The sequence below is a fragment of the Brevundimonas nasdae genome (assembly GCF_016654005.1).
GTDB classification, from domain to species: Bacteria; Pseudomonadota; Alphaproteobacteria; order Caulobacterales; family Caulobacteraceae; genus Brevundimonas; species Brevundimonas nasdae.
The window spans coordinates 34,968-56,077 of the sequence record NZ_JAEPWN010000016.1 but is presented as its reverse complement, the minus strand read 5'-3'; the positions used below and the strand labels follow the sequence as shown (position 1 = coordinate 56,077).

General features: G+C 59.3%; 27 protein-coding genes. 8 read left to right on the top strand and 19 right to left on the bottom strand.

Features of this window, described 5'->3' with window-relative positions; all coding sequences use genetic code 11:
* Positions 1-202: 202 nt before the first annotated feature.
* The 9 genes from JKF87_RS17465 to JKF87_RS17425 all read right to left on the bottom strand — a co-directional run bounded on the left by JKF87_RS17465 (position 203) and on the right by JKF87_RS17425 (position 5,153).
* Positions 203-535 carry a hypothetical protein gene (locus JKF87_RS17465; RefSeq protein WP_201101162.1) on the bottom strand — a complete coding sequence of 111 codons (333 nt, stop codon included), beginning with the start codon at positions 533-535 and terminating at the stop codon, positions 203-205.
* 160 nt (positions 536-695) lie between these two features.
* Positions 696-986, bottom strand: coding sequence for a DUF5983 family protein (locus JKF87_RS17460; RefSeq protein ID WP_201101161.1), 291 nt, complete (start codon positions 984-986; stop codon positions 696-698).
* Positions 983-1,309 (bottom strand): hypothetical protein, encoded by a 327-nt coding sequence (locus tag JKF87_RS17455; protein WP_201101160.1) that lies wholly within the window; start codon positions 1,307-1,309, stop codon positions 983-985. The genes JKF87_RS17460 and JKF87_RS17455 overlap by 4 nt, the downstream gene beginning before the upstream one ends.
* A 176-nt stretch (positions 1,310-1,485) precedes the next feature.
* The gene (locus JKF87_RS17450; protein ID WP_201101159.1) at positions 1,486-1,965 is read right to left on the bottom strand and encodes a recombinase family protein; all 480 of its coding nucleotides are present in this window, start codon (positions 1,963-1,965) and stop codon (positions 1,486-1,488) included.
* A gap of 101 nt (positions 1,966-2,066) precedes the next feature.
* Entirely contained in the window at positions 2,067-2,495 is a 429-nt protein-coding gene (locus JKF87_RS17445) for a hypothetical protein (protein WP_201101158.1), read from the bottom strand.
* 215 nt (positions 2,496-2,710) lie between these two features.
* Entirely contained in the window at positions 2,711-3,421 is a 711-nt protein-coding gene (locus JKF87_RS17440) for a hypothetical protein (protein WP_201101157.1), read from the bottom strand.
* A gap of 344 nt (positions 3,422-3,765) precedes the next feature.
* Complete coding sequence (locus JKF87_RS17435) at positions 3,766-4,206, bottom strand: helix-turn-helix domain-containing protein (protein WP_201101156.1); 441 nt, start codon at positions 4,204-4,206, stop codon at positions 3,766-3,768.
* 260 nt (positions 4,207-4,466) lie between these two features.
* Complete coding sequence (locus tag JKF87_RS17430; protein WP_201101155.1) at positions 4,467-4,637, bottom strand: hypothetical protein; 171 nt, start codon at positions 4,635-4,637, stop codon at positions 4,467-4,469.
* A gap of 150 nt (positions 4,638-4,787) precedes the next feature.
* A complete protein-coding gene (locus tag JKF87_RS17425; RefSeq protein ID WP_201101154.1) occupies positions 4,788-5,153 on the bottom strand; it encodes a single-stranded DNA-binding protein in 366 nt (121 codons plus the stop codon).
* A gap of 775 nt (positions 5,154-5,928) precedes the next feature.
* Between JKF87_RS17425 and JKF87_RS17420 the strand changes: the two genes are divergently transcribed.
* The 3 genes from JKF87_RS17420 to JKF87_RS17410 all read left to right on the top strand — a co-directional run bounded on the left by JKF87_RS17420 (position 5,929) and on the right by JKF87_RS17410 (position 7,506).
* Positions 5,929-6,195: a hypothetical protein gene (locus JKF87_RS17420; protein WP_201101153.1), complete on the top strand. Its 267-nt coding sequence runs from the start codon at positions 5,929-5,931 to the stop codon at positions 6,193-6,195.
* A gap of 322 nt (positions 6,196-6,517) precedes the next feature.
* Complete coding sequence (locus tag JKF87_RS17415) at positions 6,518-7,288, top strand: restriction endonuclease (RefSeq protein ID WP_201101152.1); 771 nt, start codon at positions 6,518-6,520, stop codon at positions 7,286-7,288.
* Positions 7,285-7,506 (top strand): hypothetical protein, encoded by a 222-nt coding sequence (locus JKF87_RS17410; protein ID WP_201101151.1) that lies wholly within the window; start codon positions 7,285-7,287, stop codon positions 7,504-7,506. Before JKF87_RS17415 ends, JKF87_RS17410 begins: the two co-directional genes overlap by 4 nt.
* 50 nt (positions 7,507-7,556) lie before the next feature.
* Here JKF87_RS17410 and JKF87_RS17405 read toward each other — a convergent pair whose 3' ends face one another.
* Entirely contained in the window at positions 7,557-8,456 is a 900-nt protein-coding gene (locus JKF87_RS17405; RefSeq protein ID WP_201101150.1) for an ArdC family protein, read from the bottom strand.
* Between the two features lie 224 nt (positions 8,457-8,680).
* On the opposite strand from JKF87_RS17405, the gene JKF87_RS17400 reads away from it, so the two are divergent.
* Together JKF87_RS17400 and JKF87_RS17395 are read left to right on the top strand one after the other, a co-directional pair.
* Entirely contained in the window at positions 8,681-9,046 is a 366-nt protein-coding gene (locus JKF87_RS17400; RefSeq protein ID WP_201101149.1) for a hypothetical protein, read from the top strand.
* Positions 9,046-9,642 carry a hypothetical protein gene (locus JKF87_RS17395; RefSeq protein ID WP_201101148.1) on the top strand — a complete coding sequence of 199 codons (597 nt, stop codon included), beginning with the start codon at positions 9,046-9,048 and terminating at the stop codon, positions 9,640-9,642. Before JKF87_RS17400 ends, JKF87_RS17395 begins: the two co-directional genes overlap by 1 nt.
* A 614-nt stretch (positions 9,643-10,256) precedes the next feature.
* Here JKF87_RS17395 and JKF87_RS17385 read toward each other — a convergent pair.
* From JKF87_RS17385 to JKF87_RS17345, 9 genes are all read right to left on the bottom strand, one after another.
* The gene (locus JKF87_RS17385; protein WP_201101146.1) at positions 10,257-10,520 is read right to left on the bottom strand and encodes a hypothetical protein; all 264 of its coding nucleotides are present in this window, start codon (positions 10,518-10,520) and stop codon (positions 10,257-10,259) included.
* Positions 10,510-11,100 carry a hypothetical protein gene (locus JKF87_RS17380; protein ID WP_201101145.1) on the bottom strand — a complete coding sequence of 197 codons (591 nt, stop codon included), beginning with the start codon at positions 11,098-11,100 and terminating at the stop codon, positions 10,510-10,512. Before JKF87_RS17380 ends, JKF87_RS17385 begins: the two co-directional genes overlap by 11 nt.
* Entirely contained in the window at positions 11,097-11,861 is a 765-nt protein-coding gene (locus tag JKF87_RS17375; RefSeq protein ID WP_201101144.1) for a division plane positioning ATPase MipZ, read from the bottom strand. The genes JKF87_RS17380 and JKF87_RS17375 overlap by 4 nt, the downstream gene beginning before the upstream one ends.
* A 653-nt stretch (positions 11,862-12,514) precedes the next feature.
* Positions 12,515-13,900 (bottom strand): helix-turn-helix domain-containing protein, encoded by a 1,386-nt coding sequence (locus tag JKF87_RS17370; RefSeq protein ID WP_201101143.1) that lies wholly within the window; start codon positions 13,898-13,900, stop codon positions 12,515-12,517.
* A 489-nt stretch (positions 13,901-14,389) separates the two neighbouring features.
* Entirely contained in the window at positions 14,390-14,737 is a 348-nt protein-coding gene (locus JKF87_RS17365) for a hypothetical protein (protein ID WP_201101142.1), read from the bottom strand.
* Between the two features lie 236 nt (positions 14,738-14,973).
* Positions 14,974-15,900 (bottom strand): lysozyme family protein, encoded by a 927-nt coding sequence (locus tag JKF87_RS17360; protein WP_201101141.1) that lies wholly within the window; start codon positions 15,898-15,900, stop codon positions 14,974-14,976.
* 263 nt (positions 15,901-16,163) lie between these two features.
* Positions 16,164-17,987, bottom strand: a complete 1,824-nt coding sequence (locus JKF87_RS17355) for a ParB/RepB/Spo0J family partition protein (RefSeq protein WP_201101140.1) — start codon at positions 17,985-17,987, stop codon at positions 16,164-16,166.
* Positions 17,988-18,354: 367 nt separating this feature from the next.
* Positions 18,355-18,744: a hypothetical protein gene (locus JKF87_RS17350; protein WP_201101139.1), complete on the bottom strand. Its 390-nt coding sequence runs from the start codon at positions 18,742-18,744 to the stop codon at positions 18,355-18,357.
* 233 nt (positions 18,745-18,977) lie between these two features.
* Positions 18,978-19,364, bottom strand: a complete 387-nt coding sequence (locus JKF87_RS17345) for a hypothetical protein (RefSeq protein ID WP_201101138.1) — start codon at positions 19,362-19,364, stop codon at positions 18,978-18,980.
* A gap of 325 nt (positions 19,365-19,689) precedes the next feature.
* On the opposite strand from JKF87_RS17345, the gene JKF87_RS17340 reads away from it, so the two are divergent.
* From JKF87_RS17340 to JKF87_RS17330, 3 genes are all read left to right on the top strand, one after another.
* Entirely contained in the window at positions 19,690-20,085 is a 396-nt protein-coding gene (locus JKF87_RS17340; protein WP_201101137.1) for a hypothetical protein, read from the top strand.
* A gap of 144 nt (positions 20,086-20,229) precedes the next feature.
* Entirely contained in the window at positions 20,230-20,520 is a 291-nt protein-coding gene (traL, locus tag JKF87_RS18690) for a type IV conjugative transfer system protein TraL (protein WP_201101136.1), read from the top strand.
* Entirely contained in the window at positions 20,517-21,110 is a 594-nt protein-coding gene (locus JKF87_RS17330) for a TraE/TraK family type IV conjugative transfer system protein (protein ID WP_201101135.1), read from the top strand. Before traL ends, JKF87_RS17330 begins: the two co-directional genes overlap by 4 nt.

The following is a 21,110-nucleotide window of genomic DNA, read 5'->3' as shown; positions in this document are numbered from 1 at the left end:
CCGAGGCCGAAGGCCAGGACGGTGAGATTGAGCGCTGCGGCCCCCTGCCCTGCAGTCGCCGGGTCACCGCGCGCCCTGGGCGCTGCGGTCGGCGTCGCACCTGGCCATGAGCGACAGGCGCAAGCGACTGCGAGGCCGCAAGGTCATCGCGGGTCGCCAAGCCCGGAGCGGCCACAGCATGACCGCTCCGGGCGAGGTTCCATCAGCTGGCGGAAGCGCTGTTCCCGGCCGCCGTGAGATAGGCCTCAGCGCTGACGACGCTTGCCTGATACTGGCAATCATCGGGTATCTTTTCGCTGGGGCAGTAGATGTGGGAGTCAATCGCCTCTTCGATCAGTCCGGACATGGATTTGATCAGTGCCAGACCGACATTGTCGATCGCGTCAGCCGTGGCCGTGCGCGCCACCTGGGCACGGGCGTTTGTGATCAGGCCGTCCAGAATGGCGATAGCATCGGCGCCTGAAGCGTGGCCGTCCTGTTCTTCGCCTGTTTCAAGACTGGCGATTTTTGCGATCAGTTGAAAATACTCGATCATGGTGTCCCTGCTTAGATCCGCGAACCGAGGCGGCTGGCGGTAAAGCCCATCTGCGCAGGGTGCGATGGTGTCACCCGCCTTGGCGGGGAAACGGCTCGCCGTTGACATCGAGGAGCCCGCGCGACGATGGCTTGTACGCCACCGCCGCGCGGACCTGGGGTCACCACTCGTTGTAGGGCAACCCAGATTCGACCGGATCTAGACCGTCGGCGTCGGAGTCGAACAGCACGTAGTGGAAGCCGTGCTTCACCGCGAGCTGAAGGACGCGCCAGAGGTCATCGAAGCCGCCCTCTTCGCGCTCCTCGTGGCAATAGACGAAGAAGCCGTGGACGGCGGGAATAGTCGTCGCCCAAGGGATCTGTTTGGCCATCGCCGCATCACAGGTCGCCTGTGAGATATGCGCAGTCGAGACGTTGAGAAGCTTCGATGTGGCTTCAGCGATGCTGCTCATGCGAGGGCTCCCTGCAGGACGCTGCAGAGATCGACGCGCAGGCCGGAAATGCTGCCGAGATCGTTGGCCAGGTCCCAGGCCTCGGTGAGGGTGGCGCCATCGGGCGTGTCGGTGATGACTTCGACCTCGCCGTACAGGTTCACGCCATAGACTGAGAAGAACTGCGCGTTCGCGAGGGTCTGGCCGGACGTGCAGCCTTCGTCGGTTTCGCAAACCGCCGAAAGGAAGAGGTGGGTGAAGTCGCTCCAATCGGGGGGAGCGAGGTCGGTGCAGCATCCGAAGAGCCGCAGTTTTTCGTCATAGTTCATGCTGGCCTGAGCCATTTCAGTTCTCCCTTTTCAGTCGCGGCTCGCCGCGACCGCGCCAATCAGGGAGGGATTGCCGAGAACGCACCCGCAGGGCTGGAACGCAGTGGAAGACGGCGCAGCCGTTGCGGCCGAGAAGCGCCCTCCCCTGCTGGGCGTGATCTGTGCGGCGACGCGCCGGGAGAAGAGCTGGCCTAGCCGAGATAGCGATAGACGGTCGCGCGACTGACGCCATGCCGAGCCGCCGCTTCGTTGGCCGAGATCTTCCTTTCGCGAAGGGCGACCTTGGTCTGCTCCCATTCGGTTGTCTCGTGGAAGGGAACGGATCTGTTTTCGGCGCTGAGGGCGGCGCCGAAGATGCGGGCGGCCTGGGCCAGCGACAGAGGCGTGTGACTGTTCACGTCCTGATCGAGGACGACGAGCCGCGCGCCGATCTGGTCGACCTGGGCGATGACCGCGAACACGTCGCGAAGATCTGCGCCGATAGCGGAGAGGGAAACGATCGCCAGGGTGTCGCCGGGGGCGAGGCCCTGCAGCGCGGCATCAAGGATCGGGGTCAGAGCGGCCCCGATGCGGCGTTCTTCAGCGAGGATGTGACTGGCGCCTGCTGACTGGAGCCGTCGAGTCTGTTCGGCGATCATCCGTGGATCGTCAGAGCGTGCATAGCCGATCATGAAAAAAGCCCCCGTCTCAATCTCACGCAAGTTGAGACTGAGACAGAGGCTTTCGTCTAGGACGCTACCGCAGAATTGCGATTTCGCAATATGCGGCGGCCTCATGCGTTGAGGTGACGCAACAACGAGAGCTGCAGACCGGCTGTGTAGGCGCCGGGGTTCACCTGAAGCTGGGCGGCGCGAAGCGAAGCGGCGTCCGCCAGCTGGTCGATGACCTCCGCCAGCGCCGAACGGTCGAGGACCTGGACGGCACGCGCGAGTTTCAAAGCGGCCTGGGCGACGAGGCCTGCGCTTTCGCCAGATCCGTGTGTCTTGAGGAGGAATGTCAGGTTCGACATTTGACGCCAGGCGCGACGGCGCGCGTCATCGCTGATGTTGAGCGTCAGGGCGCAACTGATCAGGATTGCGGGGCCAAAGCGCGGATCCTTCCGCTGCGCCTGGTCGTGAGCACCATCTGCATCGGTCTGGATCAACTGCACCACGTCGAAGAGATGACGGGCGACGGTCATGAAGGCGTTGGAGACGCTCAAGCCTGTGAGCCTCGCCTTGACGATCTCGGGAGAGCAGAGGCCGGGAAGAGTTAGAAGGGTCATGATGAAGCTCCTGAACCGCCGTGGATCGGCGGCCCGACCGCGCCACGCGGGCCAGTGACGGGAGGCAAGGGTTTAAGCGGAGCGTCCCTTGCCGCCCGAAGAACGGCCCGCGCACGCTGGGCAGGCCGTTGATCGAGGAAGGCAGGGACGGCCTAGAACAGGAAGGCCATTTGTCCGCCCTTGTCCTGGAACACCTCTGGGGCCGCCATGTCGGCGGGGCTCAACCAGGGGAACTCCTCGGTCGGGTCTTTCCTGTGCTTGGCGTTGATGAAGACGGCCGGTTGCTTGTGGAGCAGAGCGTCGATCCACTCTGCAGCGGCTTCATCTAGCGAGGTGCCGTAGATCGGCTGAACGCCACTCAGGGAACGGTAGCCTGTCTCGGAGACGAACGGCCCTGTCTTGGTCGCTGCGTGTAGGCTGGCCCCCATGAAGGATTCGAGGCCAGAGTAGCAAACGACCGCCTTGATGCCGTTGTGCTCTACGAGAAACTCGCCCGTCTGGCCCCAATGGGGAACCTCGCCCGGCTTTGCCCGCAGCGCTGCGCGGATCCGAGGCCCTGGAGCCGAAGGACCGTCCTCGGAGGCGAACGGATCTCCGCCGTTTGCCTGAATGACGCAGGCCTTAAAGCCTGCCATCGCGGCCAGCATCATGTCGGGATCGGCGTAGAGGATTGCGCGGTCATATTCGCGTGCGTGGACGCCCGCGACCTTCACCAGAGCGTCGAAGTCAGTCGGCAGACCGGGCATATATCCGTTGCGGCACTGACCCCAGACATAGCCCCAGTCGCGACCCCGCTCCGCGGGGACGAAGGCGGCTTTGTAGTCGAGGCCGTAAATCTCTTCGGAATGAACTGTGTTCGCCATGTGTATCTCCATTTGCCTGAAGGGCTGATGGAAAAGGCTTGGCGCGAGGTGCCGGCCCGTCACCGACCAGAGCGTGAGCGTCGGGAGGGGAACGGCTTTAGCCGTTGACGGGATAACCGGCGGAGACCTTGCGGCAAACTTGGACGATCAGCCAGGAAACAACCAGAAATGCAAAAGGCCCCGGCAAGCAGGAACCGGGGCCTTCGCAACAGCAGGAGTGCGACGCTGTCATCGCCGGTCTGGAGAAAGGGGGAAAAACCAGACAAGGCATTGATAGGCGCAGAAGCCTTGCCGCAGCTAGTGCAAGGCCGCTGATTCAGAAACACGGCAAATGAGCGGTACGATCAGACCGCCGCGATTGCGACAATCCGGTCGATGAACTGAACATCTAAAACGTCCTTTGTCGCGTGATGACGACAAACAAGCTCGATCAGATCGGCCTTTTTTGCGGGTGTGACGGTTACGCCAGATATAAGAATTCTTTCTTCCAAGAGCAGGATCGCAGCCACGAATAAGGCGATCGTCTGTTCGCCACGCCTGAAAACAGGGGTGTCGTCCTCTCCTTGAAGCAACCAGATGGGATCGACTGCGAAATGTTGGTGGAGATCTCTGACGGTTGATGAAGCGATCTCACGTTCACCCCGTTCATAGTTCTGGTAGGTCCGGGGGGCGATCCTTAGGACTTCAGCCATTTCAAGCTGGGTCTTCTGCAGAGCGCGAGTACGTAGGGAAAACAGGCGCCGCCCAAGGCGGCGATTGTTCTCCTGAACAATCGAATCCGTCATATGCGACATCCCTGCAATCAAGCGGTCAACATAGACGCCGCCGTCGCCGCAGGGCAAAGCCCTTCGGCGGATCACTGAAAACCGAGCCGGTGAAACGGCGAAAAGACGCGGCCCCTATTCGGGGTCCGCGTCGTCGCTTTCATCCGGCGAGCAGCTTGTGCCGCAGCTGGGGCAGTCATCGTCAACCGTGGACGAATGCCGATCCTCCCACGCGGTGCCGCAAGGGCATTCGTAGTAGTTGATGAACATCGACGCCTCCGTCATCCGACACACCACGCCATCAAGGACGTGAAGACCGCTGCCGCGCCGGACGACACGATCTGGTCGATGTAGCTCGTCCAGGGCAGACGATGCGTGAATGTCTGCACGGTGCGGAGGATGGCGATGACAGCGAAGCCAGCCGCCACGACGAGGAAACCGGCTGCGATCATTGCCCGCCCTCGCCTTCGACTGGCCAATGGTCCTTGCCGTCGTCTTCCCAAGGGGGAATGTAGCCGTTCAAATGCTGTCTCATGACCGCCTCCGGTGCTGTGGTTCAAACAGCAAAAGGCCCCCCGTTTCCGGGGGGCCTGGCCGTCAGGTCAGTACGGGATGTCGTCGTTCTGATCGTGATCGGGCTCCTGCTGGCGGCGGGGAGAGCCGAGGAACTCCAGCTGGTCATTCTGGCCGACCGCGATCTCGTATCCGTAGCGGGTTTGGCCGTCGACTTCCCAGCTCGTGTTCCGCAGCGAGCCTTCAATGTAGATCTTGTCGCCCTTGCCGCTGTATTTCTCGATCAGACCAACCAGACCTTGATTGTAGATCGAGATATTGTGGAACTCGGTGTACTTCTTGCCCTTGCGGCGGGTCTCAGTGCAGAGGCGGATCGAGGCCACGCGCTTGTCGTTCGACATTCCGCGGAACTCAGGATCTTTAACCAGATTACCGATCAGTTGGACCTTGTTCATCAGACTAACCCTTTTTGCAGACCGACCGGGTCATCCCGGCCGGCTCGCGGACTTGCCGCGATCACGAGACCGCTTAGGGCGTGGCCATAAGGCGCTGACCGAAATCCGAGGGAGGGGAAGAAACCGGCTGCACAAGCGCAGCGCGGAAGCCGGAGTGTCTGACGTCCCTCGCCCTGCAAGGGTCGATTTCGGGGAAGCGACGGCCATGCCCAGGTTCATCGTGATCAATCGCGGTTGTTCCGCAGTCAAACGGGTGTCCCCCCGCTAATTTGCAAACGGGTCTGTCTCTGAACGCATCCAACGACGGTGATTTCTCGAAAGGACGATTGTTCCCCGAAGCCGAAGAAGATCTCAGCGCTGAACTGTGATGACGCTTTCACGCCCTGCCCCGCCCAGGACAACAAACCGGGTCCGCGTCGCTAGATCGCAACCAGGCTGTGCGAATGGCGACAGTCGGCGCCAGGCGACGACCGATCGTTGAAGGTGAGCGTGAACGTCCGGGAAGAGGCCTCCAACGCAGCGAGATTGGGGGGTGCGCCGTGCGCTATGACGGGCGTTCCGCCCGTCCCGGCCAGCAGGGTCGATGATCCTTGACACCGTGCCGTCTCCGCCCGCGCGGCGGGCTCCGTCGGTAGGGGTGGCCGCTAGTCGCGGCCACAGGCCCTGTGCGCGTCATGTTCGCATCGTGCCACGGCATCCCGGAAGTCAACGGCTGCGCCGTTTCCCTCCGAGCACGGCGGGGCCGCGCTCTCCGGTGACTGCCGGGAACCCTGCCGTGTCTCGAAGCTCCATTGCCGCCGCCCGGGCGGTTTCATTGGAGCTGAAGAACATGAACCAGAGCGTGAAACAGGCTGAAGCCAACCATATGCAGGTCGTCATCGAGCAGTTGATGACCGAGGCGATGAAACAGGCCGAAGAGTGGAATGCACTCAGCCTGAAGGCCCGTATTGAGGCCTGGGGTGAGTGGGCGGAAACCAAGCCTGAAGACCGGCGCCTTCTCCGGTTCGACCGGATCATCCAGGCAGTCGAGGAGGTGCATTAAGGGGGGGCTTCCCCCCTTTTGCGCCAGGTCCTCGGTTCTTTCGTGAGGAAAAAAGTAGGCCTTGCGAAGGATATGGGCCTGTCCAGATCGTGCCATCACCGCCCACACTGAACCCGCGTCAGGGATCGTCACCCGAATGGGACGAAACTCGCTTGCGAGGTTCGGTTCGTAGCGCAGCGGAGAATAGAGCCCGCCCCCCGCTTGCGGGGGAGACGCCCACCCTCTTTCCTTTCTAGCCACTCGACAAGCGAGCTTTACCGTGCCATTTCAACGGCACAGGCAAGACCGATCGCACCCGTGATTACCCCACACAGGTGCTTTCATGACTATCATCTCACTCAATCCAGTTCTCGAAATTGGTTTAGAGAATATCGCAGGTATCGTAGCGGTATCTGCAGGCGGGCTTTTGGCCTGGCGACTTCTGCGCCGAGCGAAACCCACCCGTTCCCAGCGACGCCACCTCTGGAATCAAAAACGGTCGTACAAAGACCTTTCTAAGATCCGAGAAATCGGGCCAAGGCAGAACCCCGGACGGGTTTTCAACTGGCTTCGAAAAGTCGATCCCTACCGCTTCGAAGACATCTGCCTAAGCGAACTTGACCGACGCAAGGTCAAGATCATGCGCGGAACCTCCTATTCAGGAGACGGCGGCATTGATGGACGTTTCATTCTGAACGAAGAGCTCTGGCTCGTTCAGTGCAAACGTTACTCGGGACACATCAAGACGGATCACGTCTATGATTTCGACCTCGTATGCCGAGAACACAACGCCAAAGGTCTGTTCATTCATACCGGACGGACACCGGCAGAACTCAACGTGGTGAAGCGGCAATACGGTGTCGTGAAAATCATCTCAGGCGACGACCTGATGGGGTTTTTCGCGGGCGAGAAGATCCGTTTTTCTTTGCGGCCGCAGACGGTGATTTCGCGAGAGGCGCTCGCGTCTCGACCTGGATCCATGTCGATGCCGATCCCGGCCCAAGGGGTGGCCCCGGCAGAAGACCGCATGAGCGGGATTCTGCGTGGGAGGCCTGATGGCATGTCCGCAACCGGCGCCGTCGCGCACGGCGAAGCCCAGGGAGCGACGATATGACGACGGTTGCCATGCCGCAGGCCGACGCGGTTTGGCTGGCCGAGGCCAGAGGTCGAGGCCTGACAAGCCGGGGTCACTTCGACGCAGGCCCCTACTCGCTCGACCTGGCCTTTTCGCCTTCAGCGGATCTGGACAGCATCTTTGAAGCGGTCTGCCTGGACACAGGCGAGACGCTTAAGGTGCGTGGCTGGTTGTTCACGCACGAGATCGAAGCATGAGGCGAGGCGCGAAGGCGCCGACGGTCAAGGCGGCGCCTGAGACCCCGAGGCTATGCGGCGAGCCGGTTTACCGTGTGTTGGCCGCCCACGAGGCCAAGGATGTAGTCGGTTGCCGCCTGCGCCTTCGAAGCTGCCTGCAGGATGGCGCGGCTGTCAGCGCGAAGAACCTTGATCCAATGGCTGAGGTAGGCCGCGTGATCTTCGATGTGATCGGGGCGGAAACCCAAGCGGCTTCCGAGGAAGGCCGCGCCCATTTCCGCCACGAGCTCCTCACGCGCGTAGGCGGCCCGGTCATTGCCGAAGTCACGCTTCAGGCGATGCGCCGCGCCGGTCCAATGCACGAGTTCATGGCACAGGGTGCTGTAGGCCTGCTCCGCGTCAGCGAAGAGGTGGCGGTCGGGCATTCGAATGTGGTCCTGTGCGGGCGCGTAATAGGCGGAAGCGCCAGACCAGGAAATGTCGGCGCCGGTCCGTGCGAGATCCTGTTCAAGACGTTCGTTCCAATCGACGCCGGGCACGCCCTCGTGGGTGCTGGCCAGCGGGTAGAATTCGCCGGGCAGGTTGTCGATCTGGTCCGTGTTGAAGACGGTGTAGCCGCGCAGCCATCCGCGTGTGCGCTTCTGGCTGTCGTCATCTGGCTTCGACTGATCGGCCTCGATGACGGTCTGTCCGTATTTGACGATGTAGGTGCCGGTCTGGCCGCCGCGCACCTGGCCGCCGAGGGCCTTGGCTTGCTGGTAGGTCATCCAGCGGTTGGACGTAAAGCTGCGTGCGGCGCCGCTCATCCAGAGCAGCAGGACGTTGACGCCACGATACGCCTCGCCGTTGGATCGGATCGGCATATCGCTGGAGCCCCCGGCCCACGGCTGGACCCACGGGCGCACGCCGTTTTCGAGATGCTCGAGGATCTGCGCGGTCACGCGCGCCTCTGGGGAAACCTTGTCGGCCATATTTCTCTCGCCTGTCGCCCGCGACCGTCGCGGGGCGTTCCGAGAGCGCCGGCACGGCGGCGAAGCGTTCGCCGCACCCGTAGGGCCGAAACGCAGTGCAGGACGGCTTCAGCCGTTGCGGAGGGCGCGCGTCGTGCCTTCTCGCGAGGAAACACCGCCCGAAAAGCAGCGGGCAACTACAGGCAAGGAGAGTAGCGTTGGCATTGGCCTGCAGAAAAGGTGACATGGCGCTTTCGGCCTGGTCGATGGAGGGGCTGCAGCTCGTCCTCGAATGTGCGAGCGACGGCGGCCCGCCCGAACGTGTGATGGCCGCACGAGTTTTCATCGAAAAGTGGGCGGGAGAAGCAGCGCGGGCGGCGGTTCCCCCGGCCTGTCTCCTGAAGGCTGACGGCGGCTTGTTGTGGTCGCTGTCCAAGAGCGAACGGATCCTCGGTTTCGAGAAAAAGTCCGTCGTCACGACAGGAACCGAAGGGGTTCGCGCCTACGGCTTCTTGCCTTGCGGGACTGCGTATCAACTGAAGCCCAGGACTGCAGCTCGTCGCATTGCTGCGGTTCTGGATCGTCATCTTGTCGCTACGGGGGGCATCTGATGAAGCATGATGACCTGGTGCGTCTTCTGAAATCAGAACAGCCCGAAGCCGGGTTCTTCGAACCAGATGGCGATGAATGGGGCGGGCTGCTGGATCTGGTCGCGATCGAGGACGGGCGGATTATCGGATACGTCCAGGTTCTCAATCGGCTTGACCTGGATTGTTTCAGCGAGAGCGCGTTCAGGCTGTCGCAGGTATTCACGGAAGCCTGGGTGTTCACGACGCCGGAGCTCGCTGCCGGCGTCAAGAAATCAGCGCCGCTTGCCTTCGGGATTCGGATCCTGGTCGGCGGCGGCCGTGTTGGGATAGGTCGGCCGGCAACGGTGAGCGTCGGCCAGACGCTTTCGTGGCTGGCTCGCCTTACGCCGATTGAACGACTGAGGATCGCGGCCGAGATCGGGTCCACGTCCACGACCCAGGACGTCTATCGACGCGGCCTGGGTGTTCTAGGCGAGGACGGCTTGCGGCGCCGCATTGTCCGAGAGTTCGGGACGCGCTGCGCCTCCCCTCCCCCGCCATTGGGAGAGATCGACAACGTCACCATCCTGGCGGCGGTTCGCCGCCGCCTGTCTTCTGAGCCCGTGGCGCCGATATGAGAAAGCTGATCGTCCGAACCGGCCTGGTTCATGCCGTCCTGGCGCTGGCGCTGGCGCCGGGCGCCGCCAGTGCGGAAACGAGGATCCAGGATGTCTATGAGGGTCGTGCGACGGTCATTGATGCGGATGGTCTTCGCATCAGAGGAAACAACATTCGTCTCTGGGGCGTCGACGGGCCAGAGTACGACCAGGTCTGCCTAAAGGATCGACAGGCCTTCCAATGCGGTCGCGACGTGAGCCAGCATCTTCGAACGCTGATAGGCCGCTCGGTTGTCCGCTGCGAGTATCGAGATTGGAACGAAGGCCAGCTTGGGCTGTACGCGCCGCGAGCGGTCGCCAGATGTACGGTCCGAGGCATCGACATAGCAGACTGGCTTGTGAGCCGGGGCTATGCCGTCCCCTTCTATGTCCCGCAGTACGTTAATGCTGGCCGCCAAGCCTGCAACGCAGGGCTTGGCTTGTGGTCAGGGGCATGGTCTGAGCCTTCGGCGTGGCGGATCCGGCGAGAAGGCGCAGGGATGGGTCTAGGGCGCCAAAGCGGGCGGTCGTGCCAGCAGGCCTTCCGCGAGATGCAGTCTCGAATGGACCGCTACAACCGTCACCGGCCGCGTGGCCTATAGATCGGGCTCAACTCCGGTCTGGCGCCGCCCGCGTGTCAGCTCGACGGTATAGAACACTCCTCCCAGGACCAGACCGAAGGCGTGGCTTGGCTCTCCGCGTGGCCCCTCCTGAACGAACTCGCGAAGACTGATTTCCGGCTTCCCCTCAAGGTGGGTCTGAAGGTGATCAGCAAGCGTGAGCCGAATGGCATCCGTGATCGCGTAAGGGTCGGCGGCACTGAACAAAGTCGGCGGCACTGAATCACGTTCATCGGACATGAACGCCCCCCTCTTCCAAGTAGCGCCGCACCGCCAACAGTGCGTCATATGCGAGATCGGCTTCGGCCGTGTCGGCTGCGAAAGGCGCCAAGCCTTCAGCGCTGATGCGCTTGATGACGTGTGCAAGGGCAATCGCCATGTCTGGCGACAGCTGCAGTTGGTCACCGGAAGCTTCAGCGCCCTCCCCTTCCCGGTCCAGGGCGTCGAGGCTCTTTTCCAGAAGTTGCCAGCGTGACGGCTCGCCACGATTGCGCAACGTCTGCGCAAAGCGCGAGATCAGATCCGCAGGCGCGATGAAGTTCAGCTGGGCCTTCAGCCCGTCAATCTTCCCTTCCTCGCCCAGCAGGTCGGAGATCTTGACCCTTCCCTGGTTCCGGGGCGGTTTAGGAGTTTCCGGCGTGGGTTGCGATTGAGGGACCTCCTGGCGTGCAGCGGGCCCTCGGCGAGAATGATATCCCTTCTGCTCGGACAACTCCGCCGCGGCCTGGGCCGCAGTCTTGTCGATCTTCCTCGGCTGAGGAGCGGCGAAACTGAGATCCAAGGGATCTTCATCAAGATTGTCGAATTGATTGAAGCTCATGCTGCAACCTGCTGGGCTTTAGTTTTAAGGATGCCGATCACCTCGGCCGCGAACGCCTTCGAGTTTTCCCGCGCGCGCTGAAGCCCTCCCGCGTCGGCCTCGTCCAGCTCGCTCAGCATCTTGTTATGTTTGAAGACGCCCCGGAATGCCGGTCGATCCGCCAGGGCGACGGTCAACATCGGCGTGTTGTTTTTGGTGAGAGCGTCTCTGAGCTCATTTTCATCGCGGGTTCGCACCGCTCCATTGCTCGCCTTGGTGAGCATGACGCGATAGTCGATCTTGCGTCCTGACATTCGCTCGGTCTGCTTCAGAGACTTAATCGTAGCCTGCACCTGGTCCGCATCGAGTGTGGTCGGCGCGAATGGGATAAGAACCATGTCTGCTTGGGACACGGCCAGCTGAAGCCACTGGTTAGGCGATCCTTCAGGGTCACATATCAGGAACTGGCAATGCTCAGCTGCAGCCTCGATCCAGTCGAGAACTGATCCCTCATCGCCGTCGGTTGTGATGACTAAGAGCCGATTTCCGTTCATTGCGTCTGCAATGGCGAGAGAAGCTTCTTCAGTGTTGGAAATGCTTGTCTTCGGCCCCTCGATCACAGGGAAACCGCGTTTCTCAGCCCAACGCGCATGTGGGCGGTTTGGGTCGCCCTCAAGAATGATGATGCTCCCGCCAGAAGCATAGATTTCGCTTCCAAGCAGGTTGGCGGTCGTTGTTTTGCCGCTTCCGCCTTTGTTGTTGGCGATGGTGATATTGAACACTTGCCTCTCCGTATCTGACGGCGAGAACGGCCCATACGGTCATGCCGTCTGACACGGCGACACTAGCCATTCCGTCTAACCTAGTGACAACGTGTAATCCGGCACGTCCGGTTTGTCTAGTGCAGCAACACGCACCGTAGGCGACGGCTGCAAAGTACAAGCCGGATCATACGGAAAAGACGGCTTGTGCGGCTCTCACGGCAGATGCGGCAACACCGGACGAACCGGACAAACCGGCACGCACGGCGGTAACGGCTGCACCGGAGCGGCAAGGGCCTACGTACAAGCCGGAACATACGGCGACGCCGGATAAACCGGCGAATACGGGAGGGACGACGACGACGGACGGAACGGTCTATCCGTCTGCACTAGTGCAGCTAGTGCAGACAATCACTCAGGCCGCCAGAACCGAACACCTACGACCCAGCCCTGGGCTACAGGTTGGCGGAAAGCGCGACCGGACGCAAACAGAGGCCCGAACAGGTCATCTAGGGTGTCCAGGGTCGCAAATGTCTCGGGAAGGGGCTCTGCGGCGAAAAAAACGGGTCTCCCGGCAACCCGAGAAGCGTCAGAGACAGTCCGGAACACAGGGAGGTCAAGGCCGATAGCCTCAATAGGGGAAGACGCACACGGAAAAGACACCATTTTCGATCCTATCGGTAGCGCGGCGGCGGGGGAGGGGAGCCCGTCAAATAGTGTCGCGTTAAACGGCCCCAGCTCATTGCAAGGTCAACCTTCATCCATCCTGAGCCCAACTTGTAAAGAATTCCTTCAAGATAAGATTTGGGGTTCTCGACACTTTGAGTTCCCTCAGTCAAAAGGGCCGCAATTGCGAACCGTATACCGTGCTGGCTAGAATATCGTCTTATGGCCGATTGATCTAAACCAATACGATGGCCCGCCGCCTGACCATAGGCCAAAACTAGACTTTCATCGTCCCTGAACCGGGGGTCGCGGTAGAAACTATAACCAAGTCGATCCATCAGTTTTGGAAGAAGCCTGATCACAGCCGAAAGCTCAGGGCAGGTGACGCGCTGGACAGGCTGTCGTGGCGGCGCAGAGGCATCGAGAGTAAATTCGAATAGAATGCGGCCCTCGTTCGCCACATCGTCGGATACAATGTCGTCCTGGTGAACATAGGAAGCCAAAGAGCCGTTTTCGACGGTCTTAACACTGATCGGTGTTGACGCATCGGTGTCGTTAGACGTGAGGGCAGGGGCCCTAAACCAAGTACCTTCCTCGCCAAGCCCTTCTTCACTTATAGATTCAGGTCGGAGACTAGGTGGTAATTGGGTGTCCAGACTGTCAGGCGCCCCCGACACATCTGGCTCCAACAAAACGTCGTTCATCATCCGATCAAACGAGGCCTCGAGGGAGGCAACAGCTTCATTCGCGTGCTGAAGGCCCAGCTGCACCGCATCAATGTCTTTGCGGCGGCGCACAGCCTCGACAACCTTGAGCGCCTGGTCCGCAATCAGATGGTCAGAGGGTTCAATCATGAGCGCCTTCAGCTCGCGCAACCGATTGCGCGCCCTGGAAAGCGAACGGCGTATGCCGACGGACTCCGATTTGACCTGACGCAGGCCGTCACGAATGGCGCAAAGCTCTGAATACCTTGCGACTAAGGGCTTGAGATCAACCCCGTAAGCGTCGTCTGGGGCGTCACGATCCTTACCGAAGAAAGCTCGCGAGCGATCCGGTGAATCTCGAAAGGCTATGAGACCAGCTGCGGCCAGGTCGCTACGGTAGCGGGCGAGGGATCTTGATGACCTGTCGAGATCTTCGCCAAGCACATCATCCGACCAGGTCGAGATAAGTGCGAGCCCCGCCGTCGTCAGATCCCGGCCGTGAAGCTCAGACTGAGTCAGGAAACAAGCCTGGGGCTGACGCTTCACTAGGCGGTGCAAAAACTGCCACGCCTTAACAGGTACACCGAAGCGAGAAGCCGGAATGTCCTCAAGCAATTGTAGAAGCTGAGATTTCGATGCTCCATCGGGAAGTCCGCACCAGAGGTCGGCCCATTTCTCAGCAGTCCGCAAGCCTGGGGTTATTAACCGAAGGCCTGTCGTTCCTTGTGTCGATTGTGGCTGCATAATCTCCCCCTAAGGAGAGGATTTCAGGCAAAGCTTCGCCGTCGCACCGAAGAGCGTTTTTTGTTGACGTTCGGCTTGGGGGATTGCATAAGGGTCAGGACATTTGAACTTGGTGGTTTGCCCACTCGTTGGCTGACCTTGTAATCCCCCGCCGGCTCCTATGGGTCGGCGGTTTTTCTTTGTCTGCATCCTCCTGCAGTTGAACAAGTTTCGCCTCGATAATCCGAGTCGGGCGCCTTCCTCCACACGTTTTATGTGAGCCATAAAAACTGTGTGGCGGACGGATCCAAAAAAAACCCTCAGGCCGCGAACGGTGAGGGGCTTCGATGGAAGGCGCCAAGCCTAGAAATCGCGGTAAAACCGTTAATCAACAGTTAATTATCTGGCATATAGACGCGCAGAAGAGTCAGGCCGGATCAAACGACCTGAGCAAAATCAAAGGGCTGCGTGCATTCCGGGGTTATAAACCGGCTGTGCGGGACGCTGCGCCTGGGCCGATCCACGCATCAAGGAGAACACCACATCCGTGAGATTGGCGTCCATTTCCTTCGATAGATGTTTGAGGCGTTCGACCAGGTCGGCATCGAGCGAGAGGCAGACACGAGGTGTCTTCCGCGGCGCGCGTTGAACGATAGGGTGGCCCTTTGACAGTTCCTCGCGAACCTGACGTTCCACGATGGAGGTCAAGGAACCATCATGGCGTGAGCGTAGGGCGCGCCGACCTTCCGTGGAAAGCGGCACGTTGACGTTGACATAATTTTTGGCGCTTGAAGACGCGTCCATGTCAAGGCTCCTTACCCCTCTACTATGAGGCGTTTGCCCGTCATCTTCAAGTGCAACAGGTGAACGTAGAGTGAGGAAATGGCGTATTTTTACGCCCTCTGACGCATAAAAACGACAGAGACAGGCCTTTAGGGGGGCATTGCGGGTCTTGATCACCACATCAGTGCCGAAACCCGAAACCTCAATGCTATGCTAATACAAACGCTTATGGCCGCGACATGAGGCATTAGGTTAAACTAAGCCGTTCCTTTTCTCTCCAAGATCGCCGTTACGGCATAGACGTTCCTGGGGCGCCCGAACCCGTCGTAGAAGATGCTCTTATTTGCAGCTGCAGCACGAGGAAATAGATCGGCTGCGATTGCGTTTGGCCGCTGGCGACTGGCCGAGTAGAGGCGAATGGCGCCGTCAGCGCCCATGAAATGCGCCACATAGAGCTCGCCGTCATTCGGCGCCCGACCGAGAAAACCCATGAGACGGTCGCGATTGTCTCGAGTGAACTCGGCGCCCATCAAAGCCGATAGAACAGGGTCCTTGCGAGCGGAGAGGATTTCAAAACGTGCATTGGCGTCGTTGACCCGAGGGGATCCATCGCGTCCGAGCGAGATCATGGAGGCATAGCCAGCATACCCGTGCTGAGCTCCATGACGGTGCAGGGTTGTGAGCCAGGTGTCGTCCAAAAACTGATATAGGCCCAAGGCGCTGCTCGTCCGAGCCCTCGCCAGTGGGTCAAAGGAAGATTCACGACGCGCAGCGCGCAGCAAATAGCCCGACGATATTCCGGTCTTTCGAGCCGCGTGCTCGATGGCCGATGCGACAACGGGGGAGGGGTGGGTGCGTCGGCGGCCGGGTGACGAAGGCCGCATAATCCTAGAAGCGGCCAAGGCATAGGCAGATTGTCGGGAAGGTTGGACCTTTCTGGTTTCACCATCAAGGATCAGAAGGGCTCGCGATACCCGGCTGGACACCAGGGGGGAAAGGCTCTCGACCTGGACAGCCTGGATATTCCTCGCATCAGCGTTCCTGAGCCTGATGGCCTCGCCTTCGGCCTTGCCGGCGCGAACCAACGGATCGACGGCCAGCAGGGCGAATGTTGTCGTCGGATCGGTGAGCGGATCTGCGTAGGCGTAGTCGGAGGCGGCGTCGAAAGCCTCACGAACGAACATGCCATGCTGCACAGCACTGATCTGCGTCAGGGAAGCGGCCGCTGCGAGTAGGGAAGGAATGTGCGCGGACCATCGCCGCGCCTTAAATCTCGGCATAAAGCCTCCAGTTGGGAGGCTAGATGGGAAGGGGTATCGCCTTGATGGGACAAACCCCTGTCGGAGGCAAGAAAAAAAGGGCAGCTTGGAGCTGCCCCGAGGTGGCCCGGATAACCGAGCAGATGCAACCTGGTGGACTGGGGCGACTTGACGTCGCCCCAATCAGATCATGCAGCAGGCTCTTCCTCGGTTCGACCGAGAGCTGCCAGCATAGGAGGAACCCAATTCTTCGTCTTGACGAGCCGGGCGACGATTTCAACAAGAGCGCCCTTCTTTTCCTTGGCATAGGGCGTCGGATCGGAGCCGACCGAACGAACAACCTCAATCAGGTTCGCCTTGCCGCTGTTTGACAGGAAGTCTTCTTCCGGCACCCATTGCTCACTGACATTCAGCGAAATCCGCTGTGCCATGAGGTTCAACTGCGACCATGCACCAACACGCCTATTGTCTGCTCGCGGTTCAACAGCCTGGACCTGAAGCGATGTGCAGAGCGCCAGAAGGGCCAGCTTGTCGTCCTGGGATAGGCCCTGCACAAAGGTGAACACCTCGGGCAGGGTGTCAGGCAGAATCTCGTCCCAACGGGCGTAGGTATCTTCGTAGGCGCGATCGCTCTTGAGAGACACGCCCTCGCACTCGATGTTGACCTGACGCTGAACGGGAAGGGCGCTTTCACTGCTATAGGGCGATGTACGCAAGCAGCAGAAGGCGGAGTGAGCCACAAGGCAATCCAATGCAGCTGCAGGATCAACCGCCAGGCCATTCCGAACCGCAGTCGTGGCGATCCTGGTCATCCGTTCATGGCCAGCGTGACCAAAGGGTGCCGACACGGCCTTTGGCTGGGTCGTATTGGTAGAGACAGCCGGGCCGCCTTCATCATCGGCAACGGCGGGGATAGGGGAGGCGAAGGTAACCTCTGGTGCGCCATGGAGGACCCGAACGACAGCAACGCCATCCGCCATTTGTTCTGGCGTGAAGCATGACAAGCTGGCCTCGATCTCGTCAATGACGGCGTAGGCCTGGATGACCTCGGGCGCATCCTCGTCCTCAGACGCCCCGATCAACGACATTGCAGCGTCGTAGCGTTCCTGCTCAGCTGCAGTCATTTCGCGGGTCGTCGGATAGATCCGACGATACCCCGAAGGAACCGCCCCAAAACAATCAGTGCGGACCTCAGACCAACCCATTGCCGTGTAAGAGGCAACAATGGTCGCAAGACGTTCGTCGTAAAGACGGTCGACTATAGCGGTATCCAGAAGGTAGGTTGCATCCTCAAAAAGGTCACGGGTGTATCGCCCGCCCGCCTCTTTATAGCTTTCAAAGCCGACGAACCTTACGCGATAGTCCGTCAGACGAATGGTGTCATCCGTAAGCGCAGCGCGAATAGCCCGCGCGTTTGTGCAACCCGCTTCCAGGACCTCAATCTGTCTAGTCTGATCGGTCGAGGCGGCAAAAGCCTGCAAAGCGTCGAGGGAGAGTTCTTGTCGGTCAAAGGCGTCCAGGACCACTGGAGCCACCTCTGTCAGCCGGAGCATCTGTGTCACATGGCGTTCACGGGCGCCGGTCATCCGCGCAATGTCTTCGGGCTCATAGCCTTTCGACGCCAGCAGACGGAAGCCCTTGAGCTCATGAACAGGGGTCATGGGCTCGCGAATGTTGTTCTCAGCATAGGAGATCGCAACAGCGTCATTCTGGGAGCGCAGGTCGATCGGTATGCCTTTCGAAAAGGCCTTGGGTAGAGACTTGTTGGCCTTCAGGTAGCGCAGCGCACGGAAGCGACGGCCCCCTGCAGTGATGAAAAATTCTCCATTCACTTCGTAAGCAACAGGTCTGTTCACAAGCCCAACGCGTGAGTTGATGGAATCTGCAAGTTCAATCAGTGCATCATCAATCACATCGGTATCAGAACGAACGTTCTCAGGGGCGATGTGGCACTTATTCAGAGGGGCGATGACGCCCTCAACCAGTTCAGCAACAGCAGTAATCTTAGACATTTGCATCTTCTTTTCCCTTTTGGTTTACACCCGGACGCTGCGAACCCCTGAAAACAGCACCGATCTGAAAGACCGAAGCCACTGACCTGAATCCTTTTGAAACGCCCGCGCGTAATCCTGAGCGCGGGCGGCAAAGCCGCACGTAAAAGGCGGAGAATGTCAGGACCGATCGGCCCGAGGGGGATCACCCGCCCTGCAGCTCTTGCGAAGGGCGGGGATACGGGCCGGTCGCCACGGCCAAAGGCCGAGGGTTCGTCTTGACTGGCGACGCCCACTGAGCGGGCGCGACTAGCGCCCGAATGTCCGAGAGTATTCGAGGGGCAAATCAGACAAAAAAAAGGGCCGCATTTGCGGCCCGATTTCTTATCTAAGCAACTCGGCGTTTTGAAGTTTCAATCAGGTCTGCAAGGCCGTCTCTGTCAACGTCAGCGACGAGGTTTGTCCGGGCGAGGATATGCTGGAAGACGTAAAAGTCATTCGAGTTACGGATGGCAAAGAAAAGCTTATCCAGATCGTCGCCGAAATAACGAAGAAGCTTATTCAAAGCAATAATACATATGCTGGGCTCTTCGCCCTGCAGGAAATTATAATTTGAATATCGACGACAAGTATCTCTATGCACGCCCATTACGTCAGCAGCCTTTACGCGGCCGATCTGTGCCGATCGCCAATGAACATAATAGCTCAACCGCCTTATTAGCTGGTCGTCCTGGTTGATCTCTGCTGACCACGGCATCCGGTGCAGCCCCCTACGCATTTCACCACACACTGTCGCTTCCCGACCGATGCAAGGAGTGGGGCATCACGATAAGCGTGTGGCCCAACAGTTGCAGACAGCCCCCCCAGGGCACGGCCCCTGAAAGCGACGGTTGTAGAGTCGGACATTTCTCGCGGCTTGGCTAGTGCCGAAAGGCGAAAAAATGCGCCCAAACGGAAAGAAACGGGCTCATTTCTACAGGCCACTGAAGAAATGATGGCCGTGTCCCAAAATCATACAAGTCTTAATCGGCCCCGCGAGGAAAGCCCTTCTGAGTAAAGGGTTAATGCAGCGGTCAATATCTGTTCAGGGTTCCAGGACACGATCTCAACCCCGCGCGGCATCGACAGGCTCATGACGTGAAAGAGTTCCTGGTACGTGGCTTCTGTTCCTCCTGGGTGGCGGAATTCCAGACCGCCGTTCTGTGAGGGTGGCTGATACCTGGTCAATGTGGGGAGGGCGTCAATAGCGCTGCGCCCCTTGAGGGCCTCGAGGGCGAGCAGCGCAAATGCGTCATATGTGACAGATGTGCCCTCCGCCTCACCAAGGGCGCGGATCCCGGCATCTATCGCCTCCAGGAAGCGCGGATCAGCGCTCACGGTGACGCGCATTGACGGCATGAACTTATCCCAACTGGCGACGCGCGTGGTTCATAGCGTCGTCTTTTTGCTTTCGAATGGGGTTTAAGCCCCTCCACATTCCAAAAGCCAGCGGTTTCCAACGGCCAAGCTTTTGAAGGCGCAGAGATTTTTCACCGCCTTGGGGAGTGTAGCAACCTTTCGGAAATGGCGCAAAAATAGGGCAAGGCTAAGTAGTCCGAAGGTTAAAGGGCGTATTTTTACGCCGCCTGACGCAAAAATACGCCCCTTTTGACCGGTGCTTTTGCCCGACATAAACACACCGAGACGTCAGAGGTTGCACATCGTCTGTCGTCTGGTGTCGAGGATGAGCCGATACACCAATCTTAACTATCGAACGGAAAGAAAAGGGCATCCCTATATGTTTGCTCGTTTAAGTCAGAAGGCCGCGTTTCCCGCCTTGACCTCGCCAACACCCCAACAGGTGTTGTCGCTGGGCATGGTGGGTCTTGCAGCTGTGGTTATCGCTACGACTGCAGCCGTTGCCGGTACGGACAACACCTTCCAGCAAGCGGATACGTTCATTACGAACTTTATCTCGGGCACAGGCGGTAAAACCATTGCCGGTATCGCTTTGATTTCGGCAGTCATCAATATCGCCATCAAGTTCAACTGGATCTTCTTCGGTTCTGCGATTGCGGTCGGTCTTGCCTGTGGGATTGGTCCGAACATCGTAAGCTCGTTCTTCACGGGCGTGTTCTAATCGGGACGCGATCACGGCGTACTTCCATCATATACCCGTCATGTTGGAGATGGTGCAGGCAGATGGGAAGGGGTTCCCTCTGTATGCGTTTCATTGTGACTGCAACGCCGTGGTCGCGAACTCACTTAACTGAGCGCCTATTCGATGGATCACAAAGACTACTATATTCCGCAACACTTAGACATCCCGACGCGATACGCGTTCTTCACGATGGACGAGTTGCTCGTGATTGTCCTTCCGATGGCGTTTGGCATTTTCATAAACCAGTTCGTCGGAAGTCTGATCCTTGGGGGCATCCTCTTGATGCTACTCCGTAAGATCAAACAAGGCACTTCGATCTCGCAAATATACGACCGGGCATACTGGTTGCTCCCCGCAAAAGTGTTCAACTTCAAAGACACTCCCGGCTCAGAACTCAGGGACCTCGCAGGATGAAGATCGAAAACATCCATAAGAATGCCCGTGATGTCGGCAGGAGAAACGCACTTCTATTTGGACTGGTCGGGCTAAGTGTCGCCGCCAATGTCGTGCTGGCTGTGGGTGTCGTCGGAGCAAGACAGACAATCCTCGTGCCGACCTTAACAAGCGAATTGACCATCAACGGTGGCGGCGTGCCCCGTGACTACCTGGAGCGACTGGCGCGTGACGCGACTTTCGTATTCCTGAACAGAAATCCTCAGTCTGAAGACTTCTTTGATAAGCAAGTCGAACGGCTGACCACGCCCGAAACGTTCCAGGAAATCAAGCAAATGATGATTTCCGAGCGGCTCAACCGTCAAGAAAACAGAGCGTCTCAGGTCTTTTTCCCACAAAGTTTCTATGTGGCCCCCAAAGAGCTCTATGTCGAAGTCGTCGGACAACTCGACACCCTGAATAGCCGCGAAGTCCTGAAAAGTGAGTACAAGACCTACGGGCTTACATTCGTAAGACGCGGTTCTCTTGTTCTTCTTCGAAGCTTCGTCCCTGTCGAGAAAAACGACGAAAAGGGGTCGCAGGTTAAGCCCCGTGAAGAACCGGAATATTGA

Coding starts and splice junctions, on each gene's coding strand:
- JKF87_RS17450 (WP_201101159.1), bottom strand. CDS start 1,965: ATGATCGGCTATGCACGCTCTGACGATCCACGGATGATCGCCGAACAG.
- JKF87_RS17440 (WP_201101157.1), bottom strand. CDS start 3,421: ATGGCGAACACAGTTCATTCCGAAGAGATTTACGGCCTCGACTACAAA.
- JKF87_RS17385 (WP_201101146.1), bottom strand. CDS start 10,520: ATGTCCGATGAACGTGATTCAGTGCCGCCGACTTTGTTCAGTGCCGCC.
- JKF87_RS17425 (WP_201101154.1), bottom strand. CDS start 5,153: ATGAACAAGGTCCAACTGATCGGTAATCTGGTTAAAGATCCTGAGTTC.
- JKF87_RS17405 (WP_201101150.1), bottom strand. CDS start 8,456: ATGGCCGACAAGGTTTCCCCAGAGGCGCGCGTGACCGCGCAGATCCTC.
- JKF87_RS17380 (WP_201101145.1), bottom strand. CDS start 11,100: ATGAGCTTCAATCAATTCGACAATCTTGATGAAGATCCCTTGGATCTC.
- JKF87_RS17350 (WP_201101139.1), bottom strand. CDS start 18,744: ATGCGTAGGGGGCTGCACCGGATGCCGTGGTCAGCAGAGATCAACCAG.
- JKF87_RS17410 (WP_201101151.1), top strand. CDS start 7,285: ATGACGACGGTTGCCATGCCGCAGGCCGACGCGGTTTGGCTGGCCGAG.
- JKF87_RS17400 (WP_201101149.1), top strand. CDS start 8,681: ATGGCGCTTTCGGCCTGGTCGATGGAGGGGCTGCAGCTCGTCCTCGAA.
- JKF87_RS17395 (WP_201101148.1), top strand. CDS start 9,046: ATGAAGCATGATGACCTGGTGCGTCTTCTGAAATCAGAACAGCCCGAA.
- JKF87_RS17435 (WP_201101156.1), bottom strand. CDS start 4,206: ATGACGGATTCGATTGTTCAGGAGAACAATCGCCGCCTTGGGCGGCGC.
- JKF87_RS17340 (WP_201101137.1), top strand. CDS start 19,690: ATGAGCCGATACACCAATCTTAACTATCGAACGGAAAGAAAAGGGCAT.
- JKF87_RS17430 (WP_201101155.1), bottom strand. CDS start 4,637: ATGATCGCAGCCGGTTTCCTCGTCGTGGCGGCTGGCTTCGCTGTCATC.
- JKF87_RS17365 (WP_201101142.1), bottom strand. CDS start 14,737: ATGGACGCGTCTTCAAGCGCCAAAAATTATGTCAACGTCAACGTGCCG.
- JKF87_RS17465 (WP_201101162.1), bottom strand. CDS start 535: ATGATCGAGTATTTTCAACTGATCGCAAAAATCGCCAGTCTTGAAACA.
- JKF87_RS17345 (WP_201101138.1), bottom strand. CDS start 19,364: ATGCCGTCAATGCGCGTCACCGTGAGCGCTGATCCGCGCTTCCTGGAG.
- traL (WP_201101136.1), top strand. CDS start 20,230: ATGGATCACAAAGACTACTATATTCCGCAACACTTAGACATCCCGACG.
- JKF87_RS17415 (WP_201101152.1), top strand. CDS start 6,518: ATGACTATCATCTCACTCAATCCAGTTCTCGAAATTGGTTTAGAGAAT.
- JKF87_RS17455 (WP_201101160.1), bottom strand. CDS start 1,309: ATGGCTCAGGCCAGCATGAACTATGACGAAAAACTGCGGCTCTTCGGA.
- JKF87_RS17460 (WP_201101161.1), bottom strand. CDS start 986: ATGAGCAGCATCGCTGAAGCCACATCGAAGCTTCTCAACGTCTCGACT.
- JKF87_RS17360 (WP_201101141.1), bottom strand. CDS start 15,900: ATGTTCGTTCGTGAGGCTTTCGACGCCGCCTCCGACTACGCCTACGCA.
- JKF87_RS17330 (WP_201101135.1), top strand. CDS start 20,517: ATGAAGATCGAAAACATCCATAAGAATGCCCGTGATGTCGGCAGGAGA.
- JKF87_RS17355 (WP_201101140.1), bottom strand. CDS start 17,987: ATGTCTAAGATTACTGCTGTTGCTGAACTGGTTGAGGGCGTCATCGCC.